The following is a 24,399-nucleotide window of genomic DNA, read 5'->3' on the forward strand; positions in this document are numbered from 1 at the left end:
TAGCGGAGCAAACGAATTGGCCGCCATTATCCGGCTTTTGCGGCGCAAGTCTCCCCCTTACCCCAACAACCCCATCTCCTGCGCCCGCGCGACGGCCTGGGTACGGCGTTCCACTCCCAGTTTGCTGTTGATATGGCTGGCGTGGGTCTTGACGGTGTGCAGCGAGATAAACAGTTGGTTGCTGATTTCCTGGTTGGAACACCCTTGGGCGATCAACTGCAGCACCGCCAGCTCACGGGCGCTCAAGGTTTCGCCGGTGTGGGTGATTTCGATCGGCTCGCGCAGGGCAACTACCGGCAGCAAGGCCCACAAGCTTTGCCGCAGCAGGTCATTCGGCGCGTGGCCCAGTTGCTCACGCATCCAGTCCGGATAACGTTCCAGCAAACGTTGGAAGGGTTGCAACGCACCGCCGCTCGCCACTTGCAGGGCGCGGGCAAAAACCGGGCGGGCCGATGCAGCCTGACCGTCATCCAGCAACAACAGCACGTACTGGTTCAGGGCCATCACTGCGATCATCTGCTGGCCTTTGCCTTCAGCTTGCCGGGCGAGTGCATCGAGCCGGCGCAGGGCGTTTTCGGCTTGGCCACGAATGGCATCAAGGGCCGCCTGCTGCAATTCGATATGTTGCGGCAGATGTGGATGAAACTCCGGGGCGGCGGCAGCCTGGTCGCCGTTGTAGGTTTGCCCCAGCCGCGCCAGCCAGGCATCGGCCAGGTCCGTACGGCCCTGGGCCAGCCACAACTCGCATTTGATCAATGTGATCATGGCCAGGTAGTAAATCGGCGGCACATCCCAGATATGCATCAGCCGCTCGGCTTCGGCCAGCTCGGCAAAGGCCTTGGGGAAATCGCCACGGCGCCCCTCGAGGTTGGCGATGACACAGTGGCCGATCAACACGCTGATATCCCGGCAGGCGCGAGCCTCGGCTAACCCGGCACGCAGGCGCAACAGCCCGGCTTCGGGCTGGCAACGCATCAGCAGCAGGAACCCTTCGTACAGCGACAGGCGCGCACGCACCGCATACAGGCGCTGAGGCGCCAGGCCCTGCAAGCGTTGCAGGCCCTCGCGTACCTCGTCCAGGGAGCGCAGGATTTCCCCGCGCGCCTGCAGCACCCGCGCCCGATCGTAATGGGCCAGGGCCTCGAACAGCGGGTTGCCGACGCGTTGCGCCAGCTCCAGGGAATCGCGATTCAAGCCGCGTGCGCGCCACAGGTCGGCGTCGACGATGGCCAGGTTCGACAGGGTCGAAAGGCACATCAAGCGCTGGCCGTAACGCTTGAGCGGCAGGCTTTCCAGGGCTTCGCTGCAATACAGCTGGGTCAGCTCGCGGTTGCCGCGCCCACGGGCAATGATGCCACTGAGGGCCAGCCACTGGGCGAGCATCGACTTCTGCGCCGTGGCCGACGGTGCCGGCAGGAAGCGGCTGAGATGGCTGGACAGTTCTTCTGCGGCGTCCAACTGACAGGCCAGCCCCAGCGCCCAGCTGTAGAGCACGATCAAGCGGGGCGTGCTGATCAATAGGCTGTCGGGCAAGTCCATCTTCCAGCGTAGGAGCATGCCGACATTCTGTTCAGCCAGCAGTTGCTCCTCAGACAGGTTCTGCACCAGGTTCGCCGCTACATCCAGATGCCCGGCGCGCAGGGCCTGTTCCACGGCTTCATCGAGCAAGCCCTGGGCATTGAACCAGCGACAGGCGCGCAAGTGCAGGCTGGCGGCCGGCAGCATCGCATTCGGCGAGCGCCGGGTGCGCAGCAAATCGGAAAACAAGTGGTGATAGCGGTACCAGTGACCCTGTTCGTCCAGCGGCACCAGGAATACCTGATGAGCTTGCAGGTAACGCAGGATTTCCGCGCTGTCATGGACCTCGCGCACCGCATCGCAGAGCTCGCTGCAAAAACGCTCCTGGGGGGCGGTGTCGTATAAGAACGCCTGGACTTCCGGCGGCAGGCAATCGATCACCTCTTCCAGCAGATAGTCACGGATCAGCCCTTCGCCACCATGCAGGCCTTGGGGCAGGTTGGCCTCGCTGCCGGCTTCGGCGGCCGCCAGCAACCAGAAGCGCAGGCCGGCCACCCAGCCTTCGCTGCGGCGGATCAGGTTGTCCAGTGCCTCACCGCGCAACGAACTGCTGTGGCGGTCAAGCAAGGCCAGGGATTCGTCGTTGGTCAGGCGCAGGTCTTGCTCATGCAACTCCAGCAAATGCCGGGACAAACGCAACCGCGCCAAATGCCAGTCGGGACGCTGGCGGCTGGTGACCAGCACCAACAAGCCATCAGGCAAATGATTGAGGAAAAATTGCAGGCAGCGATCCAGCACCGGCCCCTGGGCCAGGTGGTAGTCATCCAGCACCAGTAATAACGGCGTGCGTGTGGATAGATGGACGGTCAATTCGTCGAGCAAGCCATCGAGCCATTCTTCAAAGGCAAACGGTTGGTGGCGCTGACGCATTTTCAGCAGGCCCAGGGCCTGGCTGCCTACCTGCGGGAAATACTGTTGCAGACCCTCCAGCAGGCGTTCAAGGAAACGCCCCGGATCACTGTCCCGCGCACTGAGGCCCAGCCACAGGCTTTGCCAGTGATCCGGCAGGCTTTGGCAGAACTCCACCGCCAGCGAGCTCTTGCCGAACCCGGCTGGCGCGCTAACCAGCAGTAAACGGCCCTCCAGGCCCGCGCTCAGGCGCTCGCAAAGGCGTGGGCGCAGCACATAGCCATCAGGCAGTGGGGGTCGATAGAAGCGCCCTTCCAGCGTGGGGATTACCGCACTGGCAGGCCCTTGGATTGGGGACAGATCAGTCATCGCCGGGCTCTTGTAGTAGGCTGTGGTCGGCATTGCAGATGTCCGCAGACTAGCGTTAAAACCCGTCGCTTTGTAGATCTTTGCAACATTTGTCTGAAAAAGACTACAACAAGAAATAACCAGCGTTGTTCAGCCCCCCAAACAAATGTAGGAGCTGGCTTGCCTGCGATTGCATCGCCTCGGTATGTCAGATAGACCGAGGTGATGCGATCGCTGGCAAGCCAGCTCCTACAGAGGCCAACGTGTTTACTGCACGTTAGCGAACACCGTCCTGGCGCAGGGCCGCCGGGGTGAAGTCTTTGGTGGTGGCGGTGAAGCCGAAGTCATAGGCCTTTTTCTCTTCGTTCTTCATGCCCAGTGCCAGGTAGCGGCCGGACTGCAGGTCGTAGAGGGTTTCCAGGGCGTACCACGGCACTTGCTTGTCGTAGTAGTTCTCGCCATGGGCTTCAGCCACGCGCCACAGCTGGCCACGACCGTCGTAGTGGTCGATCACCGCCGCTTGCCAGGTGTCTTCATCGATGTAGAAGTCACGTTTGGCGTAGATATGGCGCTGGCCCTCCTTCAGGGTTGCGACCACGTGCCAGACGCGGCGCAGTTCATAGCGTGCCAGGTCCTGGTTGATGTGCCCGGCCTTGATGATGTCGGAGTACTTGAGCTTCGGATCGTCGAGCTTGTAGCTGTTGGACGCGATGTAGATTTCCTTCTTGCCTTCCAGCTTCCAGTCGTAGCGATCCGGCGCACCGTTGTACATGTCGAGGTTGTCGGAGGTACGCAGGCCATCGGCAGCGGTACCCGGCCCGTCATAGGACACTTGCGGCGCCCGGCGTACACGGCGCTGGCCGGCGTTGTAGACCCACGCCGCGCGCGGTTCCTTCACCTGGTCCAGGGTCTCGTGCACCAGCAATACACCACCGGCCAGGCGCGCCGGGGCGGTCACTTGCTGCTTGAAGTAGAACAGGATGTTGCCCGGGTTTTTCGGGTCGTAGTCCTTCATCTTGTCGCGGAACACGAACTGATCCTGGAAGTACACCAGGCTGTACGAGCCGTTGGCCTGTGGCGTGGCCTGGGTCACCAGGCGCGTGACGCTGCCGCCGCGATAACGGGTGATGTGGTTCCAGATCACCTCGACCCCGCTTTTCGGGATCGGGAACGGAATCGCGGTCTCGAAGTTTTCCAGGCCGTTGCCGCCACCTACCAGGTTGGTGCTGGTGGCGTTTTTCTTGATGGCGGCGAACACTTCCGGCGGCACGGTGGCGCCGCGATGGGTGGTGTACACCGGCATCTTGAAGGTTTCGGGGTAGCGCTTGAACATCGCGTACTGCCCCGGGGCCAGCTTGTCTTTGTACTGCTCGACGTTCTGCGCGGTGATGGTGAACTGCGGCTGCTCGCTGGCATACGGGTTGGCCAGGAAGCCCTTGGCATCCACGGCGCCGGCGTTGGTCGGCAGGGCTTTCCAGGCCGGGATGGTGCCGGCAGCGTTGCCGGCCATTTCCGCGCCCATCGGGGTCAATGTGGTGCCCAGCTTGGCGGCTTCATCCGCCGAGACCGCCGCCATGACGCTGCTGGCCATGATCGACAGTCCCAGCACACCCACGTGCAACAGACTTTTGGTTATTTTCATGTTCTGGTCTTCCTGAAAATACTGACTGCTTAAAGAGTGTGCTTAGAAGTTCACGCCGGCGCTCAAGGCGACAAAATCGCGGTCATCCACCGTGCTGAAGTCGCCACCAAAGAAGTTGGTGTAGTTCAGGCTGACGGTGTAGGTGTTCTGGTATTCAGCATCCACACCCAGGCTGACGGCCTTGCGGCCCTCTTCAAAGTTGCCGCCAGGGCCTGGCGAGTAACCTTTGACGTCATGGGACCAGGCCACGCTTGGCTTGAGGTTGACACCGGCGAAGACGTCCGGGTATTCCCAGATCGCACGGGCGCGGTAACCCCAGGAAGTGGCGGTGGTGTAGCCGTCCTGGTTGCAATTGGTGTTCAAGCCGGCAGTACTGCCACCCAACCCGGCACCAGCGGAGGTCGAAGCATTGAGACGGTTACAGAAACCGCCGGGCAAGCTGCCTGGCCCAAACACCGGGTCACGCCCATAACGCGCGTCAGACTTACTCTCAAGCCCCCCGACATGCGTCACACCAATCTCACCCACGGTCGTCAGGCGGCTTGCCCCCATGACCTGATCGAAGAAGTGCGTAAAGGTAGTTTGGAATTGGCTGACTTCTTTGCGGCGATAGCCATGCAAGTCCTGCCCAGGCTGCCCCTTGAGTACCGAGGCGTTGTTATACCCATTAACCCCAGTAACACCTGCAAACAGGATATCCGTGGTGTTGAGTTGTACAGGCGCATTCGGACGGTAGCTCAACTCACCACTCCACGCCGTGCCCGTAGGCAAGGTGGTGGAGAAACTCAAACCGTAGAGGCGAATGTCTTCCGGGTATTCAACAAAATAGTTGGAATTACCCGCGACAATAACCGGCGCCAGGCCGGCCAACGGGGCTGGAAGGTTATTGGCAAGGTTGAACACGCGCTGGGAGGCGCCCTGGCCACTGAAAATCGGCGCACGGCTGTGATAGTTCATGAAGTACGCACCGAACTCGGTATCCAGCGGTTCAAAGTTGTAGTGAAACGCAAAACCGAACTGCCCACTGTCACGTGCATCGCGGTCAGGTCCACGGGCGACTTTCACACCCTCTTCGTTCATGTCGACCCCTTGGGACGTCAGGAACGGGATCGCTGTTGCCGGGAATTGCGAACGCTTGTTCAGCACCCGCAGGTTGTCGTTGCAACCATCGGAAATAACATCCGGCTGCGAGAAAAAAGTCCCACAGTTGTCGGTAACCGTCTGGTCCCACTCCAACTGATAGAACGCTTCCGCCGACAGGTTATCGGTCAAGGATTGCGACACGTAGAACATGTTGACCGGAATCAGGCCTTCCTTGATCTCGGCACCCGGACGACGGAACGCAGACACGTCGATCGGGTTGATGGAGTTGATACCGCCACCGATAAAGGTACTTTCACCCCAGCTCACGACTTGCTTGCCAAAACGCACCGAACCCGGGGCATCGGCAATGGAATAGTTGTGGTAGATGAACGCATCGAGGATCTGCCCGCCAGAAGACTTGGCGCCCTCTTTGCGATTGTGGTCGCTGATGTCCTTGAACTCGCGGCTTTCGTCCTTGAGTTCAAAGTCATACCAATACTTGCCACGCACAAACACACCGGTATCGCCGTACTTCAGTTCCAGGTCATGGATACCCTTGAAGATCTTCGAGAACGTCTCCCCACGCTTGAAGTTCAAGTGGCCGTCATCGGAGGTCTGCGACAGCCCCCTGCCGCCGTTGTTGGCACCGATCAGGTCCTTGTTGGGCTTGGACGTGCCCCAACTGGCCCCCACCGACAGGGACGAGTCGAAGCTGCCTTCGACCTCACCAATGTTGAAACTGACGCCGAATGCGGGCCCGGCGAGGGTCGAGGCAAGACTGACCGCCAGGGGCAATCTCGCCCGGCGCCAGAACTGATTTACTGAGGTCATCGACGCTACTCCATGTGCATTTTATTGTTATGGCAGTGAGCCTTTTCAAACACGCTTGTAACGGCCGGAATACAACGATTCCAATGCCAGACTGCCGCCGGACCACCCAGGACCGCAGCGCCGCATCCTTGAAAAACTCTGGGAGGGACTATAGCCAGCAGGGGGGTAGCGCTTGATCCCTCTAAAGTGTGATTTGCATCACCAACCCGTCTGCGACAGCCCTTTCGCCATGTCAGCGAGGGCTGACGCGAAAGAGAATGGCTCAAATTACGCAAATAACAAGGCGAAGGCCTGTAATAGAGCATTGCCGTGCCCGGGCGGGCACGGCTGGAGGGGTCAGAGCGTGGAGAGGAAGGTGCTGTTATTGGCCTGCCATTCGATGATGTCGATCCGGATACGCTTCTTGTCCAGCTTGCCGACGCTGGTCTTGGGAATTTCCGTAACAATGGCAATCTGACTTGGAATCGCCCACTTGCTCAGGTGGCCCTGCTCGACATACGGCTTGAGGTGCTCCTTGAGTTCGCGCGCGCCAATCCCGTGGCCTTCGCGCACCACCAGCAGGGCAAACGGGCGCTCGCCCCACTGCGGGTCGGCAATCCCGACCACCGCTACTTCGCGTACCGCCGGGTGACGGCTTACCAGGTCTTCCAGCGCCAGGGACGAGATCCACTCGCCGCCGGTCTTGATCACGTCCTTGATACGGTCGCGAATATCGATCACGCCAAAGGCATCGAGGGTGGCCACGTCGCCGGTGTGCATCCAGCCGCCTTCCCAAAGCTCGGCGCCTTTGTGCGGCTCGTTGAAATAGCCTTCGCTGAGCCATGGCGCGCGCAGCACCAGTTCGCCTTGGGACTCGCCATCGGCCGGCAGGAAGTTACCGTTGCCGTCGATGATCGCGGCTTCCACCAACGGCCCCGGCACACCGGCCTTGATCCGGTAGGTGGTGCGTTCGTCTTCGCTGCCGGCCATCAGTTCTTCATTGAGGTGGGCACAGGACACCAGCGGTCCGGTCTCGGACATGCCGTAGGCCGCCGTCAGCTGGATGCCACGGGTCTTGGCCGCTTCGTACAGCGAACGGTTGAGGGCACTGCCGCCGATGACGATCTTCCAGCCGCCAAAATCCACACCCTGGGCGGCCTTGGCGTTGAGCAGCATCTGCAGGATGGTCGGCACGCAGTGGGAAAACGTGACCTTTTCCTTGCGCCACAACTCCACCAGGTATTCCGGATCGTAGCGGCCTGGATAAACCTGCTTCAGCCCGAGCATGGTCGCCACATACGGCAAGCCCCAGGCATGCACGTGGAACATCGGCGTGATCGGCATGTACACATCGTTGGTGCCGAGCAGGCGCACACTGTCGACGCTGCCCATGATGGTCGCCACGCCGATGGTGTGCAGCACCAGTTGGCGGTGGGTGAAATACACACCCTTGGGGTTACCGGTGGTGCCAGTGGTATAGAAAGTGGTGGCCACCGAGTGCTCGTCGAAGTCCTCGAAGGTGTACTGGGTACTGGCAGCGGCCAACAGGGTTTCGTACTCGCCTACCAGGTTGGGCAGGTCAGCGGTTTTTTCGTCGCCATCGGTCAGCAACAGGGTCTTGTCGACGGTGGTCAACTGCCCGGCAATGGCCTGGTACAGGCCGACGAACTCGCTGTTGACCAGCACAAAGCGGTCTTCGGCGTGGTTCATCGTGTACAGGATCTGCTCTGGCGACAGGCGCACGTTGATGGTGTGGATCACCGCACCAATCATCGGGATGGCGAACATGCACTCCAGGTAACGGTGGCTGTCCCAGTCCATCACGGCCACGGTATCACCGGCCTTGACTCCCGCTGCGGTCAGCACATTGGCCAGGCGGGCGACGCGTTCGGTCAGGGTTGGGTAGGTGTAGCGCAGTTTGTCGCGGTAGACGATTTCCCGGGTTTTCTCGTAGCGGGCGCCCGACATCAACAGGCGTTTGATCAACAGCGGGTATTGGTACGCGCCTTCGGCGGGCGGGATAACACGAGTCTGCAACATACGAATCCCTTTTTATGACTGCACGGTCTTGGCTAAAGGATTTGCACTGTAGAGACCTTGCACGCCGGCCAAATCAGCCGAAGGAATGATTTGCAGAATCGGATGAATGCTAGCTTTGCGCCAGCATTCATTCACGAATGACGCACTCAGCGGTCGGTGAAAGCCACTTTCACACCGATGGCAATCAGCACCACGCCCATGCTCCGATCAAACCAGTGGCCCATGCGCGCAAAGCCTGCGCGCACGCGCTGCTGGCTGAACAACATGGCCACCATGCAGAACCACAGGGCGGTGGCCACGGCCAGGTACAGGCCATAACCGGCCTGGATCGCCAGCGGCGTGTGGGGGTTGATCACCACGGTGAACAGCGACAGGAAAAACAGCGTGGCCTTGGGGTTCAGGCCATTGGTCACAAAGCCCGAGGTAAAGGCGCCGCGAGCGCTGCGCTCGCCCACTTCACGGTGCAGCTCTTCTGCACCGGCAGGCTTGGCCGGCTGCGCCCGCAGGGCTTTGAAGCCGATGTACAACAGGTAGGCCGCCGCCGCCCATTTCAAGGCGTTGAACAGCACGATGGACTGGGACACGATCAAGCCGATACCAAGCAGCGAGTAGCCAACGTGAAGAAAAATCGCCGAGCCGACGCCCAACGCCGTCCAGGTACCGGCGCGCCGGCCATGGGTCACGCTCTCGCGTACCACCACGGCAAAGTCAGGCCCGGGACTGGCCACGGCCAGCAGGTGAATCAACGCCACGGTCAAAAACTCGGTGAGGTACATGCACACTCCAAGAAGTAACTGATTATTTCATCTGGTAGGCTCGGCAGATTACGCCTTCGAACTCTGTCGCAAAAGGTACAGTTGATGACGAACAATCGCCGCGCCGTCTTCCTTGATCATCCTTCCCTGGACCAGGGAGACCTCGACCTCAGCGAATTGCGCGAGACGTTCAGCGAATTGCAGCTGTGTGAGCAGACCTCGGCCGATCAGGTGGTCGAACGCCTGCAAGGTGCCCAGGTAGCGATCAGTAACAAGATCCTGCTCAACGCCCAGACTCTGGCCGCCTGCCCCGAGCTGAAGCTGATCCTGATCGCTGCTACCGGCACCAACAACGTCGACCTGGCCGCTGCCCGCGCCCGGGGCATTACCGTTAGTAACTGCCAGGGTTACGGCACGCCATCGGTGGCGCAACACACGATCATGCTGCTGCTCAACCTCGCCACACGCCTGAAGGACTATCAAAAAGACGTCGACGCCGGCCTGTGGCAGCAAGCCAAGCAGTTCTGCCTGCTGGATTACCCGATTGTCGAGCTGGAAGGCAAAACCCTGGGCTTGCTGGGCCATGGCGAGTTGGGCGGCGCCGTCGCGCGCCTGGCCCAAGCGTTTGGCATGCGCGTGCTACTGGGCGCTATCCCCGGCCGCCCGGCCCGTGCAGACCGGGTGCCGCTGGACGAACTGCTGCCGCAGATCGATGCGCTGACCCTGCATTGCCCACTCAACGAACACACGCGCCACTTTATCGGGGCCCGTGAGCTGGCGCTGCTCAAGCCGGGCGCGTTCGTGGTCAACACTGCACGCGGCGGCCTGATCGATGAACAGGCCCTGGCAGACGCCTTGCGCGGCGGTCATCTGGGGGGGGCGGCCAGCGATGTGCTGAGCGTCGAACCGCCGACCACCGGCAACCCGCTGCTGGCCAGCGACATCCCACGGCTGATCATCACGCCACACAGTGCCTGGGGCAGCCGCGAAGCACGGCAACGGATCGTCGGCCAATTGACTGAAAACGCCCGGGGCTTTTTCAGCGGAGCACCGCAGCGCGTCGTCAGTTGATAAACTGCGCTCCTTTTTCAGGGAGCAGACCATGGATCCGCGCAGTGAAGTACTGCTTCGTCAGGCCGAACTTTTTCAAGGCAACGTGTTGCTGGCCGGCCTGCCCGCCGATGACCTGCTGGGCCGCCTGCCCAATGCCCATGGCTGGTGCTGGCATGCGGGCGACCAGGCAGCGCTGGATGCGCGGTTTGCCGAGCGCAGCCATTTCGGGGTCGATGTGCCGCAACGCGCATTCGACACGGCGGTGGTGTTCCTGCCCAAGTCCAAGGATCTGGCCGACTACATCCTCAAGGCCGTCGCGGCACGGCTGCCGGGCGCCGAGCTGTACCTGGTGGGTGAAAAACGCGGCGGCATCGAAAGCGCCGCCAAGCAACTGAACGCCTTCGGCAAGCCACGCAAGCTCGACAACGCACGGCACTGCCAGCTGTGGCTGGCCACCGTGGCCGATGCTCCGGCGGCGCCGGAACTGGCGAGCCTGGCCCAGGTGTTTGAAGTGCCACTGGCCGACGGACCGCTCAAGGTCGTCAGTCTGCCGGGCGTGTTCAGCCATGGCCGCCTGGATCGCGGTACCGCGCTGTTGCTGGAACACCTGGACAAACTGCCCAGCGGTCATCTGCTGGACTTCGGCTGTGGCGCCGGCGTGTTGGGCGCGGCGGTCAAGCGGCGCTACCCGCACAACACCGTGACCCTGCTTGATGTGGACGCCTTTGCTACCGCCAGCAGTCGCCTGACGCTGGAGGCCAATGGCCTGGAAGGCGAAGTGCTGACCGCTGATGGCATCGACGCCGCGCCCATGGGCCTGGATGCGATTCTGAGTAACCCGCCGTTCCATGTCGGGGTACACACGGATTATTTCGCTACGGAAAACCTGTTGCGAAAAGCACGCCAACATCTGAAAAACGGCGGCGAACTTCGGCTAGTCGCCAATAGCTTCCTGAAGTATCAACCGCTGATCGAAGAGCACCTGGGCGTGTGCGCAGTCAAGGCCGAGGGCCAGGGTTTTCGCATCTATCGGGCCAAGCGCGGCTGACGGGCGTTTGAAAAAGAAGGCTTGCCGAATGGATTTTGCCAAGGCAGAATCCGCTCCGTCCTAGGGGAGTAGTCTCCCACGAGCAACATGCTCGTCCGGCATACGTCAACATACTTGGTCAGCAGACCATGGCGTATGCGACCCAGGAGTCCGCACAGACGGACCGGGGTTTGACAAGACCTATGACACGCACACCTTACCCGGGGCGGGAAGGCTGTACGTGTCATAGCCGTGTCGACCCGCCCCTGGAAACCTACCTGATGCTGGATTCACTTCTCGTTCCTACCGCAATCGTTGCCTTGGCCGAAATCGGCGACAAGACGCAATTGCTCGCGCTCATCCTCGCCGCACGCTTTCGCAAACCCTGGCCAATCATCGCCGGCATCATCGCCGCGACCCTGGCCAACCACGCCGCTGCCGGTGCCGTGGGTGCCTGGTTTGGCAGTTTCTTCTCGGATGCGGTGCTGCACTGGATCCTCGCCGCGAGCTTCTGCGCCACGGCCCTGTGGACCCTGGTGCCAGACAAGCTCGACGATGATGAAGCCAGCACCTCGCGCAAGTTCGGGCCGTTCCTGACCACCCTGATTGCGTTCTTTATCGCTGAAATCGGTGACAAGACGCAGATCGCCACGGTGATGCTGGCGGCGCAATACCCCGAGTTGTGGCTGGTGATTATCGGCACCACCCTGGGCATGTTGATTGCCAACGTACCGGTGGTTCTGGCGGGGAATTTCGCGGCGGAGAAACTGCCGTTGACCTTGATTCGGCGCCTGGCGGCTTCGGCGTTCTTCATCCTGGCGTTGGTGGCGGTGTACAAGGCCATGCAAAGCAGCGGCTGGATCTAATTGCAAATGTGGGAGCGGGCTTGCCCGCGATGGCGGTGGGTCAGTTAAATATATCTAACCTGACATTCCGCCATCGCAGGCAAGCCAGCTCCCACATCTGGATCTTCACAAGGCCTGGATTATCAGGACTTCTTGGCCTGCTGGTACAACGGCATCACCTTGGGAATCGCCGCCTGCAACGAGGCGATCCGGCTGCTGGAGGCCGGGTGGGTGCTCATGAATTCAGGCGGTGCGCCTTCGGAAGCCTTGGCCATTTTGTTCCACAGCGTGATCGCCGCGTTCGGGTCGTAACCGGCGCGGGCCGAGAGCTCCAGGCCGATCAGGTCGGCTTCGTTCTCATTGCTGCGGCTGTTAGGCAAGGTCATGCCGTAGTTGGCCACGGTATCGGCCAGCGCCATGCTGTCCTGGCCCAGGCCCAACAATGCGCCAGCGCCCTGCTTGGCCATTTCGATGCCGTAAGCCTTGGACATGGCTTCGCGACCATGCTCACGCAGGGCGTGGGCAATTTCATGGCCCATGACCGCCGCCAGCTCGTCATCGGTCAACTTGAGCGTGTCGATCAAGCCACTGTAGACAAAGATCTTGCCGCCAGGCCCACAGTTGGCGTTCATCTCGTCGCTCTTGATCAGGTTCACTTCCCACTTCCACTGCGCCGCATCCGGACGGAAGGTGGGGGCCTGGGCGATCAGGCGCTTGGCAATGGCCTGCACACGCTTGGCGTTGGCGCTGGTCTTGTCTACCAGGCCCTTGCCACTGGCTTCGCCCAGGGTCTGCTGGTACGACTGCGCGTACATCTGGTCGACTTCCTGGCTCGACAGCATGCTGAACATGTACTGCTTGCGTTCCACACCCACGGCACCGCCGCTGGTGGTGTTGACCGACTGGCAACCGGCGAGCAGCAAGGCTGCGCTCAATGCCGTTACCGCCAATGTTTTTTTCATGCACATTCTCCCTGAAAACATGGCGCGTATCGTAGGCCCTCTCATGTATCGGCGCCAGATACACCTGACGCTTAACCGCTAATTTCAGCGGCCACCGACGCCCACGACCATTCTATAAACGACATGCCTGGTTCTTTTGCAGGGCAGCGCCTCATGTCTGCGTGGCCTGTGGCCGATACACAAAGGCAGATCATGCCCCCAAGCGCCAGGAGCCTTCATGAAATTCAAGTCGATTCAGTTTTCTGTCGCGGCGTTGGCCGGGGCCATTGTCCTGAGTGTCGTGGCGGCCCTGGTGCTGTACGCGCTGTTCGCCGGCGCCCGGACCCAAGAGATGGTGCAGGACCGCACCCAGGCGCAATTCGAGCAAATCATCGAGCAACGCCTTACGGCGTTGGCGCAAACCCAGGCCACGCTGATCCAGCGCGAGCTGGAAGCGCCGCTGGTGACCGCCAAAGGCCTGGCCACCACCAATGCGCTGATGGGCATGAAGGACGCAAACGGCGCGGCCCCGCTGCAGGTCAGCCGTGAACAACTGATCAACCTGCTGCACGAAACGGTGGTACGCAACCCGAAAATCCTCGGTTCCTATATCGCCTGGGAACCCAACGCCATCGACCACAATGACGCCAACTACCTGAACACCGCCGTCGTCGGCGTAGAACCTGCCAACGGGCGCTTCATGCCCTGGTGGTTCCGCAATCAGGATGGCAGCCTGGGCCTGGAAAAACTCGCCGACCTGACCGACCAGAAAATCCTCGCCACCGGCATTCGCGCCAGCGAGTACTACCTCTGCTCCAAGGAAACCCAGAAGCCCTGCGCCATCGACCCGGCGCCCTATCGCGTGGGCAACACCACGGTGATGCTGGCCTCGTTTATCGAACCGATCATGATCGACGGCGCGTTTCAGGGCATTGTCGGCGCCGACCTGTCGGTCAATTTCATCCAGGAAATGCTCACCGCCGCCGACCAGAAGCTTTACAACGGCGCTGGCGAAATGGCGCTGATTTCCAGCAACGGCCGCCTGGTGGCCTACACCAAGGACCCCAGCAAACTGGGGGAAAAGGCCAGCGACCTGCTCGACCAGAATGAACTGGAGAACCTCGGCCAGTTGAAGGTCGGTGACGTGCGTTACGACATCGACCAGGCAAACGGGCATATCGAGTTGTTCCTGCCCTTCAATATCGGCCAGACCGATGCGCGCTGGACCCTGATGCTGCAACTGCCCCTGGGCGCGGTAATGGCCGACCTGCACACCCTGCAAGGCGACCTGGACGCCCAGCGCAAGACCGATATCTTCGGCATGACCATGGTCGGCCTGCTGATTGCCGGCATCGGCCTGCTGGTGATCTGGCTGGTGGGCCACGGCATTGCCCGCCCACTCAAGCAAATGGTGGCGATGCTCAATGACATCGCCCAGGGCGAAGGCGACCTGACGCGCCGCCTGACCAGTGACCGCGCCGATGAACTGGGCGCGATTGCCGCCGGCTTCAATACCTTCCTGATCAAGCTGCAGGGCATGATTAGCCAGGTGGTGAGCTCGGTACAGAAGGTCAGCGACTCGTCGGAACACACCGCCGACATTGCCATCCGCACCAACCAGGGCGTGCACAAGCAAATGGTCGAGATCGACCAGGTCGCCACGGCCGTGCACGAAATGACCGCCACCGCCCAGGACGTGGCGCGTAATGCCACCCAGGCAGCCCAGGCCGCCACCCATGCCGACCAGGCTGCAAGCCAGGGCATGCAGATCGTGCGCGACACCTCCACTTCCATCGGCGCCCTGGCCCTGGAGATCGGCAAGGCGGTGACGGTAGTCCAGGCCCTGGCCAAGGACAGCGAGAACATCAACGCGATCCTGATTGCCATTCGCGGCATTGCCGAGCAAACCAACTTGCTGGCCCTGAACGCCGCCATCGAAGCCGCCCGGGCCGGCGAACAGGGCCGAGGTTTTGCGGTGGTGGCCGACGAAGTACGCAACCTGGCGCAGAAAACCCAGAAGGCCACCGAAGAAATCCAGGCCATGATCCAGCAATTGCAGCAAGGCACGCGGGATGTGGTGCGGGTCATGGAAGACAGCCAGCAGCGCACCGATGAAAGCGTGCAACACGCCGCCAAGGCCGCGCAGGCCCTGGAGACCATCACCCAGGCCGTGTCGGTGATCAATGACATGAATACGCAGATTGCCAGTGCGGCGGAGGAACAGAGCGCGGTGGCCGAGGACATCAACCGCAATGTGATCAATATTGGCCAGGTGGCCAATGAGGTGGCGGGCGGGGCGGATGAGTCCAGTGCCGCCAGTGCGGGGCTGACCCAGTTGGCGGAGCAGCAGCGGCGGCTGATCAATCAGTTCAAGGTCTGAAGGTTTCAGTGGCGTTTGGGGCCGTATCGCAGGCAAGCCAGCTCCCACATTTGAAGGTATTCACAAATCAAAATGTGGGGGCTGGCTTGCCTGCGATGGCGCCAGCGAATCCCCCACACAACTCCCAGTCTCAACCCGGGGTCAAACACTCCGGCCCATTGAGCTTCGGATCATTGACCATGTTAGCCAGCACCCGCTCACGCAACGCCGCCGGCTCGCTGGCCAGCAAGCCCTGCAACACATGCAACGGCGTCTCGGGATCCAGCCAGGCCGCTTGCCCCGCCGCGTCCAGAATCAACGGCCGGCGCTGGCTCTGCGCCGCCTGGGTCACCACCGCCGCGCTCAGCCACACTTGCTCCTGCACCGGGTAGGCCTCCCAGATCGCTGCGAAAAACAGGGTCGAGCCCTCCCCCGGCGTAAGCCAGTACGGCCGCTTGCGCTGGGTGCCGCGCCATTCATAAAAACCATTGGCTGGCAGCAGGCACCGGCGCAGGCGAAAGGCCTCGCGAAACATCGGCTGTTCGGCCAGGGTTTCGGCGCGGGCGTGGGCCGGCGTGCGGGACAGATCGGTCAGCCACGGCGGCGTCAGCCCCCAACGTGCCCGCGCCAGGGTGCGCTGGCCATCGGTGGCGCGCTGGATCAGCACTGAATCATTGGGGGAGATATTCCACTGGGCCTGTTGATCCGCCGGGAACCCCGGCAAGGCAGCAAAGGCGGGATTCCAGCGAAACAGGGCATAACGTCCACACATGGGGCAACACGACTCTTGGGTAAACCGGCCGACAGCCTAACAGACCAGCACGTCGGGGTAGCTGTCGGGTTCATCGCCGGGCAGCGGTTGCGCACCGATATAGGCGGTGATCAACTCGCGGGCGTAGGTGGCCTGGTCGTTCTCCACCTCCAGGCCCAACAGGCCGAAGATCGGCAGTTCACCCGTGCCACCGAGCAGATGGCGCCCCACCAGATGGGCGTCGATGCCTTCGCTGGCGAGCATTTGTTGCAGCAACTCGCCTTCCATCAGGTTTTCCGGCTCGTAGATTCGTTGCATGGCCGCCCCCCTTTATTCATTCTCGCTGCGCACTTCGAGCATCCATTCATCGCCGTGGACCTGCAGGTCGAAAATGATCGGCCGACAGCACACCTGGCAGTCTTCTATATAGTTCTGGTCGCCACCGGACAAATCCACGCTTGTCTCGATCCGTTCACCACAATAAGGACAATCGTACAGCGCACTTTCGAGCATCGCGGTCTCCCAGGTGACTTGTGCGTATAATCGCCGGTCTATTTGCAGGGCTTTTTCGTTTGATGCCATTTGTTCAGACCTCGCCCTGTCACTTATCGATCCAAACCTTTACTTACCCTAGCCGTTTCTAACAAGAGAGCATGATGGGCGAATTCGATACCATCCGACCTTACAACGACAGCGAAGTCCCGGCAGTGCTGGCCCGGCTGTTCAGTGACAAGGCCTTTCTGGACATCCTGACCCACTTTCGCTTCCCGCGCTTTGCCGGCGCCTTTGGCTGGCTGCTCAAGCCGCTGATCGCCCAGAAGCTGCGCCGTGAGTTCGCCGGTGTCACCACCGTCGCCACCTTGCAGGACAAAGTCGAGTTTTACGTCGACCACACCATCGATCGGGCGACCGACGGCGTCACCTATACCGGGGTCGAGCAGCTCAAGTCCGGCACGGCCTATGTTTTCCTGGCCAACCACCGCGATATCGTGATGGACCCGGCCTTCGTCAACTACGCGGTGTACCACGCCGGCCTGCCAACACCGCGGATAGCCATCGGTGACAACCTGCTGCAAAAGCCGTTTGTCAGCGACCTGATGCGCCTGAACAAAAGTTTTATCGTGCATCGCTCCATCACCGGGCGACGCGAGAAGATGGCGGCGTATCAGCTGCTGTCGGCCTACATCAACCATTCGATCCGCAATGACTGCCAGTCGATCTGGATCGCCCAGGCCGAAGGCCGCGCCAAGGATGGGGATGATCGCACGGAATCGGCGATCCTCAAGATGTTCCATATGAGCCGCAAGGAAGAGCCGTTCGCCGACGTCATCCTGTCGCTGAACCTGACCCCTGTGTCCATCAGCTACGAATACGATCCGTGCGATGCGGCCAAGGCTCGCGAGCTGTATATCCGCGCCACCACCGGCACCTACACCAAGGCGCCCGGTGAAGATGACGTGAGCATTGCCCTGGGCATCACCGGTTACAAGGGCCGGGTCCATATCAACTTTGCGCCACCGATTACCGAACGTTTTGAAGACACCAAGCTGTTGGCCACCGAGATGGACCGGCAGATTCTCGGCGGGTATCGGTTGTTCCCGGTGCATTACCTGGCATACGCACAGTGGAGCGACGCCGACCCGCAATTGCAGGTGCCGACGGCTGCCGAGGTGTTCCCGGCGGATGAGTTGGCCAAGGCGAAAGCGGAGTGGGAGCGACGACTGAATGCCTGCCCGGCGGAGCACCGACCGTACCTGGTGCTGCAATATGCGACGCCGGTGCGTAATCAGTATCGGGTCAAGGCCGGGATCCCCCTGTAACCCAACAGCTTGAATAACACACAACACAACGTGGGAGCGGGCTTGCCCGCGATAGCGGTGGGTCAGTTGATAACTATTTGACTGCCCCACTGCTATCGCGGGCAAGCCCGCTCCCACATTGGTTTTGGGTATTTTTACAATTGAGTGCTGAGCCAAGAGACGACAAGCGCCAGCCCGATACAGGCAAACCCTAGGCGGTAGCCAAGGCGATGACTGCGCTCGGTACGCACATCCAGGAACAACATCGGTTGATCAATCGCTCTATCTTCACTTTGCGCGGTGAGTCGAGCCATCGCCCGCTGCTCGCGCAGGCGGGTCACAAACAACAGCCCGGCGCCTGGGCAGGCGATCAACAAGGCAGCGGTATTTAGCAATAATGCCGGCAGCGACATCAAAAACCTCGGTGTAACAGTGACCAGGTATCCATTCAGATACAAACCTGAACGAATTGCGCCCTCCTGCGCCTCACAGCTCCCTCCCCCATTGACGACTAATGTATCGAGTAATTTACAGCGTCACCTGAACGTCACCTTAACAAGCCACTCTGTTGCCCTTCGCACACCCGGGAGCTTGTCATGTTGCACGCGCAGAACCAGGATCGGCTGTACCTGATCGCCCCTACCGATGAGCAAGAGGCGCTGGTCGGCGGCCTGGCGTTCAATGTCCAGGACCGGCACTGGCTGGTATATTGCGCCCTCGGCGGGCATCAGCATGCCGACCTGCCAGAGCTGGATCTGTTGACGGGAGTGAGTGTGCTGGACTTTTATGTCGAAACGGCGGCATGACCGCAGCAGACACAAAAAAGCCGGGCCCTTAGCGGGGCCCGGCTTTTTTACAACCGATTACTGCGAGCTGAGGATCTGGCCGATGCTTGGGTCCTTGAACAGACGCGTCAGGGCATCACTCAACACGTCGCTGACCAGCTTGGTGTTGGTTTCCTGGTTCGGCGCCATACCAAAGCGCTGGTCCAGGGACGCAGCGTAACGGCCGTTGTAGCGGCGGTTGCCGGCCGACACATCAGAGCGGAAGGTCGCGCCGATGGTGGCTTCGGTCACGTACAGGCCTTCCTTGGGCGACTGATACTTCAGCTCGGCTAGGGTCACCGTCAGTTGCGGTGCGCCTGGCGAGTTGCTGATCGGGGTAAAGCCCAGCAGGCGCACAGCCGCTTCGGCCTGGGCTTGCAGCTTGGGCAGCACGTCGGCACCGGTCACCGTGATGGCGCTGGTTTCCGGGTACAGGCCACCGCGGGTGCCCAGGGTCGGCGACGGACGGCCATCAACCACACGCACCGAGACCGGCTGGCCATGGCCCACAGGCGCCAACTGGGTGGTGAGCTTGGGTTGCGGGCTGAGTTGCTGCGGGCTGTGGGCGCAGCCAACCAGGGTCAAGCTGGTCACAGTGATCAAACCGAACAACAGGCGTTGCAACATGCTTTTCTCTCCAGAATTCAGGTACCGACAGTGCGCCAGTATAGCGGCGCGTCACCGCCTGGAACTAGCGCCAGTTACAACCTCAGGTCCAGGCCTGCGTGCAGCGACTCAGTGTCACCCAGATGTCATTCTTGACAGATATGCTTGGCGTCATTCTCAGGAGGCCCGCCATGCTCAATCTTCTCTGGCGCTTTTTCGCGCGCACGCCCGCCCATCGCAACTTTGCCCTGCTCGACTCGCAAGGTCGCTGCCAGGCCTTCAAGCAGTGCAGCCAGCCGCCCGTGGGCGAAGGCTGGGTCGAAGTCCAGGAGATCCGCCTGAGCTGGATGCACCATCCTCTGCCCGCCCGCGCCCGTGTCAGCCCGCGCCGCGCACGGTCATCACACCGCCTGCCGTTGACCGCCTGACCGAAGCGCTAATAAAAGTCATAAAACACGTCCATTTCCCGACAGTTCTTCGCTACAATCTCCCCCCGATTATAAGGACGTCTCCTGATCGGGCCTCGCAGCATCGCTAATGCCCTGGTATTAGCTCCCCCGCACCGCCCACAGAGAGCCGCCCACACAGATCGAGTGAAGCTGGCGAGCTGGCTGTTTTGTCTGCAAACCTGCGCCTTTACCGAATCTGCCAGAGCTGCCATTGCGCTCGGCCACTTGAGTTGTTTGCCCGTTATGCCGCGTGTCGGCAGTGATTTCGGGCCAGGTGCCAGGCTGGGGCAGCCCTTTTTTGAGGTTCACGTCTTCAAAAGAGCGTGAAAAAAACGGGTTTTCACAACTTCACAAGAGTGTGGCGAGCAAATGAATAGTTTTGCGTTTGTACAAGCACCATCAACGTCTGGCACTGCCCAACCACACAGGACCGAGTACTCCTCAAAAACCGGAGCTTGAAGCCTGTCCGCTACGGATTTGGTTGCACGATCGGACGTACTTGACCATAAGTCGAATTGCCACAGGGCCCCTTAAATGCGTTCATATGCAGATAAGGCCTGGTCGGCAGCGTCCGCTGAAGTTGCAAAAAAATTGCGAAGAATCGGACATGGCGATCCTGGCCATGGGTAACCTGGGGCATCACGTGAACCGCCCCGTCACTCCTGGCAGCCATGCCGTCAATTTGGTGCTGCAGATTTTGGAGACGCGTTAAATGGCGCATAACGAAGCAGTCGACGTAGTACTGGTAGGTGCGGGCATCATGAGTGCCACCCTTGCCGTGCTGCTCAAGGAGCTCGACCCCGGCCTCAAGCTGGAAGTCGTTGAGCTGATGGATTCGGGTGCCGCGGAGAGTTCCAACCCGTGGAACAACGCCGGTACCGGCCACGCCGGCCTGTGCGAGCTGAACTACACCCCGCAGGCGGGTGATGGCTCCATCGACATCAAAAAAGCCGTGCACATCAACACCCAGTTCGAGGTGTCGAAGCAGTTCTGGGCGTACCTGACCAAAAAAGGCACCTTTGGCTCGTCCAAGTCCTTTATCAGCCCAGTGCCGCACCTGAGCTTCGTGCAGGGCGAAAAAGGCGTGTCGTTCCTCAAGAAGCGCTTTGAAACCCTCAGCCAGCACCACGCGTTCTCGGATATGCACTACACCGAAGACCGTGCCGAAATGGCCGAGTGGATGCCGCTGATGATGCCGGGCCGCCCGGCTGACGAAAAAATCGCCGCGACCCGCGTGATGAACGGCACCGACGTCAACTTCGGCGCTCTGACCAACCAATTGCTCGCGCACCTGAGCAGCTCGGCCGATGCCCAGGTCAAGTACAGCAAGCGCGTCACCGGCCTCAAGCGCAATGGTGCTGGCTGGACCGTGAGCATCAAGGACGTCAACAGCGGCAACACGCGCCATGTCGACGCCAAGTTCGTGTTCCTCGGCGCCGGCGGCGCGGCCCTGCCGCTGCTGCAAGCCTCAGGTATCGAAGAGAGCAAGGGCTTTGGCGGTTTCCCGGTCAGCGGCCAGTGGCTGCGTTGCGACAACCCGCAAGTGGTCAAGCAGCACCAGGCCAAGGTCTACAGCCAGGCCGCCGTGGGTTCGCCGCCGATGTCGGTGCCGCACCTGGACACCCGCGTGGTGGATGGCAAGAAATCCCTGCTGTTCGGGCCATATGCCGGCTTCACCACCAAGTTCCTCAAGTTCGGTTCGTTCCTTGACCTGCCGATGTCGATTCGCCTGGGCAACATCGGCCCGATGCTGGCCGTGGCCCGGGACAACATGGACCTGACCAAGTACCTGGTCAGCGAAGTGATGCAGTCCATGGAGCAGCGCCTGGAATCCCTGCGCCGCTTCTACCCCGAAGCCAAAGCCGAGGACTGGCGCCTGGAAGTGGCCGGCCAACGGGTGCAGATCATCAAGAAAGACCCGAAGAAAGGCGGCGTGCTGCAATTCGGCACCGAGCTGGTCGCGGCCAAGGACGGTTCGCTGGCGGCACTGCTGGGCGCCTCTCCAGGGGCTTCGGTGACTGTTTCGATCATGCTGGATCTGATCGAACGCTGCTTCCCGACCCAGGCGGCCGGCGAGTGGGCGGCCAAGCTGCAGGAGATCTTCCCGGCCCGGGAAAAAGTCCTGGAAACCGATGCCGAGCTGTATCGCAAGATCAGCGTGCAGAACAACATCAGCCTGGAGCTGGTTGAGCAAGGTAGCGAGGCCGCAAGCTACGCCTGACGCCTACAAAAAGACAAAAAACGCCCCGCTCTCGTGATGAGAACGGGGCGTTTTTGTATGTCTTGGAAATCAGCCGCGGGCTTGTTCGATCAGCTCGAGGTACTCATCCGCGTTGCGCTGGTCCTTGATCAGATCGACGAAGGTCTGGCCATGCTCATCCTTGCCGTCGAGGTCCAGCCCGGCCTCTTTGAAAAAGGTCAGGAAACGTCCGAAGTCATCGATGCGCAGGCCGCGATAGGCTTTGATCAGTTTGTGCAGGGACGGTGAAGTGGCGTCGACCGGTTCAAAATCCAGGAACAGCTTGATCTGATCGTCGCCGATCTCGTCACCAATCACTTGTTTCTTATCTTTACGCATTGCCGACTCCAGCCTGCAGACATTTACACGGGAGTGGAAGTCTACCTGCGGGACACAAGGTTCGGAAGCCACGAGGCTCTATGTGAGAGCGGGCTTGTCGGGTCGCCGCATCGCCGCGATGGCGGTGGGTCAGTCGAATATATCTAACCTGACACTCCGCTATCGCGGCGATGCGGCGACCCGACAAGCCCGCTCCCACACAAGCCCACCTGTTGTTTTTGCTGCCAGGTTCAATCGAACTGGGCCAGCATCCAGCGATGATACTCAGCCATGCCAGCCTCGCCTTCCCGGGGCGCCCAGGTGGCCAGTTCGCCCTCGCCCACCGGGCGATAGGGGCCAGCCTTGCACTCGAACATCATCGTGTCGGGCTCAAGCACCACCAGGCCATGGAAAACGCCGGGCGATAGGTCGACACCCAGGCAATCTCCACCCGCCTGCAAGACGCGCCGCTCCAGGACCTCGCCTGACTCGCTGAAGATCAGAATGCCCAGGCGCCCCTTGAGTACCAGCAGGGTCTCGGCTTTGTCAGCGGTGAGATGACGATGGGGCTGCACATAAGTGTGTGGCTGCAACCCAACAGCCATGCGATGGCAAGGCTCTTCCATCTGGTGGAAGTTGACGTTCTGCCGGCCACGGGGGTTGAGGGCGGCTTTCTCGGCCAATTCGGCAAACAGCGACTGATCAAGAAAACGCGCCATGGCTTACATCCCCTTCACGGCAAAGATGCCATTGGCGTTGCGCCAGTAGCCCTTGTAGTCCATGCCATAACCGAAAATGTAACGGTCGATGCACGGCAGGCCAACATAATCAGCCTTCAGGTCTGGGCGGGCCTTGCGGTCGTGGTCCTTGTCGATCAGCACGGCGGTGTGCACTTTGCGCGCGCCGGCGTGTTTGCAGAAGTCGATGATCGCGCCCAGGGTATGACCTTCGTCGAGGATGTCATCGATGATCAGCACGTCACGGTCGATGAACGACACTTCCGGCTTGGCCTTCCAGAACAGGTCGCCGCCGCTGGTTTCGTTGCGATAGCGCGTGGCGTGCAGGTAGGACGCTTCCAGCGGGAATTGCAGATGAGTCAGCAATTTGCCGGCGAAAATCAGACCGCCGTTCATCACACAGAACACCACCGGGTTGGTATCGGCCATTTCACGGGTGATGTGCGCGCCGACCTTGGCGATAGCCTCTTCGACTTGCGCTTCGGTGTACAGGCAGTCAGCCTCGTGCATGATTTGACGGATATGCTCGAGATCAGCGGACATGGCGCTCTCCAGGGGTACTGTGGCAAGAAAAGCGGGCGAAGGTACGCCTCTGGGACGCAACGTTCAAGCCTTTATGGACTAACGTACTGGTTGTCTATAGGACAACACCCTCGGATAGATTAATCTAGGCCGGTTTTTTTGCCCGCCGCCGGAGCCTTTCCCCATGCCCATCCGTGAGATCCGCCACCCGCTGATCCGACACAAGCTCGGCCTTATGCGCCGCGCCGACATTAGCACGAAGAACTTCCGTGAGCTTGCTCAGGAAGTCGGAGCGTTGCTCACCTACGAAGCCACCAAAGATTTGCCCCTGGAAAACTACGAGATCCCCGGTTGGTGCGGTCCCGTCCAGGTCGAGAAAATCGCCGGCAAGAAAATTACCGTGGTGCCGATCCTGCGCGCCGGTATCGGCATGCTTGAAGGCGTGCTGAGCCTGATCCCGGGCGCCAAGGTCAGCGCTGTGGGCGTCGCCCGCAACGAAGAGACCCTGCAGGCCCACACCTACCTGGAAAAACTCGTCCCGGAAATCGACGAACGCCTGGCGATGATCATCGACCCGATGCTGGCCACCGGTAGCTCCATGGTTGCCACCATCGATCTGCTGAAGAAAGCCGGCTGCAAGGACATCCGCGCCATGGTGCTAGTCGCTGCTCCCGAAGGTATTGCCGCCGTCGAAAAAGCGCACCCGGATGTAGTGATCTATACCGCGTCCATCGATGAGCGCCTGAACGAGCACGGCTACATCATTCCGGGCCTGGGCGATGCTGGCGACAAGATCTTCGGCACCAAGCAGAAGGACGCGTGAG

23 protein-coding genes and 1 riboswitch are annotated in these 24,399 nt (G+C 60.8%); of the genes, 9 read left to right on the plus strand and 14 right to left on the minus strand.

The genetic code is table 11. From position 1 onward, the window contains the following. Positions 1-57: 57 nt before the first annotated feature. The 5 genes from HBO05_RS06645 to HBO05_RS06665 form a co-directional block, all read right to left on the minus strand. Positions 58-2,796: a LuxR C-terminal-related transcriptional regulator gene (locus HBO05_RS06645; RefSeq protein ID WP_172312107.1), complete on the minus strand. Its 2,739-nt coding sequence runs from the start codon at positions 2,794-2,796 to the stop codon at positions 58-60. A 256-nt stretch (positions 2,797-3,052) separates the two neighbouring features. After that, the gene (locus HBO05_RS06650; RefSeq protein ID WP_169956372.1) at positions 3,053-4,417 is read right to left on the minus strand and encodes a DUF1329 domain-containing protein; all 1,365 of its coding nucleotides are present in this window, start codon (positions 4,415-4,417) and stop codon (positions 3,053-3,055) included. Positions 4,418-4,459: 42 nt separating this feature from the next. Further along, positions 4,460-6,331, minus strand: coding sequence for a DUF1302 domain-containing protein (locus HBO05_RS06655; protein ID WP_170041750.1), 1,872 nt, complete (start codon positions 6,329-6,331; stop codon positions 4,460-4,462). 336 nt (positions 6,332-6,667) lie between these two features. Further along, complete coding sequence (locus HBO05_RS06660; protein ID WP_170056745.1) at positions 6,668-8,350, minus strand: fatty acid--CoA ligase; 1,683 nt, start codon at positions 8,348-8,350, stop codon at positions 6,668-6,670. A gap of 146 nt (positions 8,351-8,496) precedes the next feature. Beyond that, positions 8,497-9,126, minus strand: coding sequence for a LysE family transporter (locus tag HBO05_RS06665; RefSeq protein ID WP_169956378.1), 630 nt, complete (start codon positions 9,124-9,126; stop codon positions 8,497-8,499). Between the two features lie 84 nt (positions 9,127-9,210). Here HBO05_RS06665 and HBO05_RS06670 point away from each other — a divergent pair, with 84 nt between their 5' ends. The 3 genes from HBO05_RS06670 (at position 9,211) to HBO05_RS06680 (ending at position 12,051) form a co-directional block, all read left to right on the plus strand. Further along, positions 9,211-10,176, plus strand: a complete 966-nt coding sequence (locus tag HBO05_RS06670) for a 2-hydroxyacid dehydrogenase (RefSeq protein ID WP_172312109.1) — start codon at positions 9,211-9,213, stop codon at positions 10,174-10,176. 31 nt (positions 10,177-10,207) lie between these two features. Continuing rightward, positions 10,208-11,206, plus strand: coding sequence for a class I SAM-dependent methyltransferase (locus tag HBO05_RS06675; protein WP_172312111.1), 999 nt, complete (start codon positions 10,208-10,210; stop codon positions 11,204-11,206). A 51-nt stretch (positions 11,207-11,257) separates the two neighbouring features. Beyond that, a riboswitch (yybP-ykoY riboswitch) is annotated at positions 11,258-11,377 on the plus strand. An 89-nt stretch (positions 11,378-11,466) separates the two neighbouring features. Beyond that, a complete protein-coding gene (locus HBO05_RS06680) occupies positions 11,467-12,051 on the plus strand; it encodes a TMEM165/GDT1 family protein (protein WP_029297789.1) in 585 nt (194 codons plus the stop codon). 122 nt (positions 12,052-12,173) lie between these two features. Here the strand turns inward: HBO05_RS06680 and HBO05_RS06685 are convergent, their stop codons facing one another. Next, on the minus strand, positions 12,174-12,992 hold the full coding sequence (locus HBO05_RS06685; protein WP_172312113.1) for a M48 family metallopeptidase: 819 nt from the start codon (positions 12,990-12,992) through the stop codon (positions 12,174-12,176). A gap of 217 nt (positions 12,993-13,209) precedes the next feature. Between HBO05_RS06685 and HBO05_RS06690 the strand changes: the two genes are divergently transcribed. Beyond that, positions 13,210-15,351: a methyl-accepting chemotaxis protein gene (locus HBO05_RS06690; protein ID WP_172312115.1), complete on the plus strand. Its 2,142-nt coding sequence runs from the start codon at positions 13,210-13,212 to the stop codon at positions 15,349-15,351. Between the two features lie 130 nt (positions 15,352-15,481). Here the strand turns inward: HBO05_RS06690 and HBO05_RS06695 are convergent, their stop codons facing one another. The 3 genes from HBO05_RS06695 to HBO05_RS06705 are packed head-to-tail and all read right to left on the minus strand — an operon-like array spanning position 15,482 to position 16,594. After that, entirely contained in the window at positions 15,482-16,102 is a 621-nt protein-coding gene (locus tag HBO05_RS06695) for an SOS response-associated peptidase (RefSeq protein ID WP_169956388.1), read from the minus strand. Between the two features lie 36 nt (positions 16,103-16,138). Next, positions 16,139-16,399: a DUF2007 domain-containing protein gene (locus HBO05_RS06700; RefSeq protein ID WP_029297781.1), complete on the minus strand. Its 261-nt coding sequence runs from the start codon at positions 16,397-16,399 to the stop codon at positions 16,139-16,141. 12 nt (positions 16,400-16,411) lie between these two features. Next, the gene (locus HBO05_RS06705) at positions 16,412-16,594 is read right to left on the minus strand and encodes a CPXCG motif-containing cysteine-rich protein (protein WP_029297780.1); all 183 of its coding nucleotides are present in this window, start codon (positions 16,592-16,594) and stop codon (positions 16,412-16,414) included. A 143-nt stretch (positions 16,595-16,737) separates the two neighbouring features. On the opposite strand from HBO05_RS06705, the gene HBO05_RS06710 reads away from it, so the two are divergent. Beyond that, on the plus strand, positions 16,738-17,901 hold the full coding sequence (locus HBO05_RS06710; protein ID WP_169956393.1) for a 1-acyl-sn-glycerol-3-phosphate acyltransferase: 1,164 nt from the start codon (positions 16,738-16,740) through the stop codon (positions 17,899-17,901). Between the two features lie 134 nt (positions 17,902-18,035). Here HBO05_RS06710 and HBO05_RS06715 read toward each other — a convergent pair whose 3' ends face one another. Next, positions 18,036-18,293 carry a hypothetical protein gene (locus tag HBO05_RS06715; protein WP_169956395.1) on the minus strand — a complete coding sequence of 86 codons (258 nt, stop codon included), beginning with the start codon at positions 18,291-18,293 and terminating at the stop codon, positions 18,036-18,038. A gap of 183 nt (positions 18,294-18,476) precedes the next feature. Between HBO05_RS06715 and HBO05_RS06720 the strand changes: the two genes are divergently transcribed. Beyond that, entirely contained in the window at positions 18,477-18,686 is a 210-nt protein-coding gene (locus tag HBO05_RS06720; RefSeq protein ID WP_032860067.1) for a hypothetical protein, read from the plus strand. A 57-nt stretch (positions 18,687-18,743) separates the two neighbouring features. Here HBO05_RS06720 and HBO05_RS06725 read toward each other — a convergent pair whose 3' ends face one another. Further along, a complete protein-coding gene (locus HBO05_RS06725) occupies positions 18,744-19,331 on the minus strand; it encodes a YajG family lipoprotein (protein ID WP_172312117.1) in 588 nt (195 codons plus the stop codon). A 170-nt stretch (positions 19,332-19,501) separates the two neighbouring features. Here HBO05_RS06725 and HBO05_RS06730 point away from each other — a divergent pair, with 170 nt between their 5' ends. Both HBO05_RS06730 and mqo read left to right on the plus strand, forming a co-directional pair. Then, entirely contained in the window at positions 19,502-19,738 is a 237-nt protein-coding gene (locus HBO05_RS06730) for a hypothetical protein (protein ID WP_169956397.1), read from the plus strand. Between the two features lie 733 nt (positions 19,739-20,471). Next, the gene (gene mqo / locus HBO05_RS06735; protein WP_169956399.1) at positions 20,472-21,980 is read left to right on the plus strand and encodes a malate dehydrogenase (quinone); all 1,509 of its coding nucleotides are present in this window, start codon (positions 20,472-20,474) and stop codon (positions 21,978-21,980) included. 69 nt (positions 21,981-22,049) lie between these two features. Here the strand turns inward: mqo and HBO05_RS06740 are convergent, their stop codons facing one another. The 3 genes from HBO05_RS06740 to HBO05_RS06750 all read right to left on the minus strand — a co-directional run bounded on the left by HBO05_RS06740 (position 22,050) and on the right by HBO05_RS06750 (position 23,596). Then, positions 22,050-22,337, minus strand: a complete 288-nt coding sequence (locus HBO05_RS06740) for a PA4642 family protein (protein ID WP_169956401.1) — start codon at positions 22,335-22,337, stop codon at positions 22,050-22,052. Between the two features lie 230 nt (positions 22,338-22,567). After that, on the minus strand, positions 22,568-23,035 hold the full coding sequence (locus tag HBO05_RS06745) for a WbuC family cupin fold metalloprotein (protein WP_169950856.1): 468 nt from the start codon (positions 23,033-23,035) through the stop codon (positions 22,568-22,570). 3 nt (positions 23,036-23,038) lie between these two features. Beyond that, positions 23,039-23,596, minus strand: coding sequence for a hypoxanthine-guanine phosphoribosyltransferase (locus HBO05_RS06750; protein WP_078046900.1), 558 nt, complete (start codon positions 23,594-23,596; stop codon positions 23,039-23,041). Between the two features lie 163 nt (positions 23,597-23,759). On the opposite strand from HBO05_RS06750, the gene upp reads away from it, so the two are divergent. Further along, positions 23,760-24,398, plus strand: a complete 639-nt coding sequence (gene upp, locus HBO05_RS06755; protein WP_029291751.1) for a uracil phosphoribosyltransferase — start codon at positions 23,760-23,762, stop codon at positions 24,396-24,398. Position 24,399: the final 1 nt, after the last annotated feature.

This window comes from Pseudomonas sp. WS 5079 (assembly GCF_012985465.1).
Taxonomy (GTDB): Bacteria; Pseudomonadota; Gammaproteobacteria; order Pseudomonadales; family Pseudomonadaceae; genus Aquipseudomonas.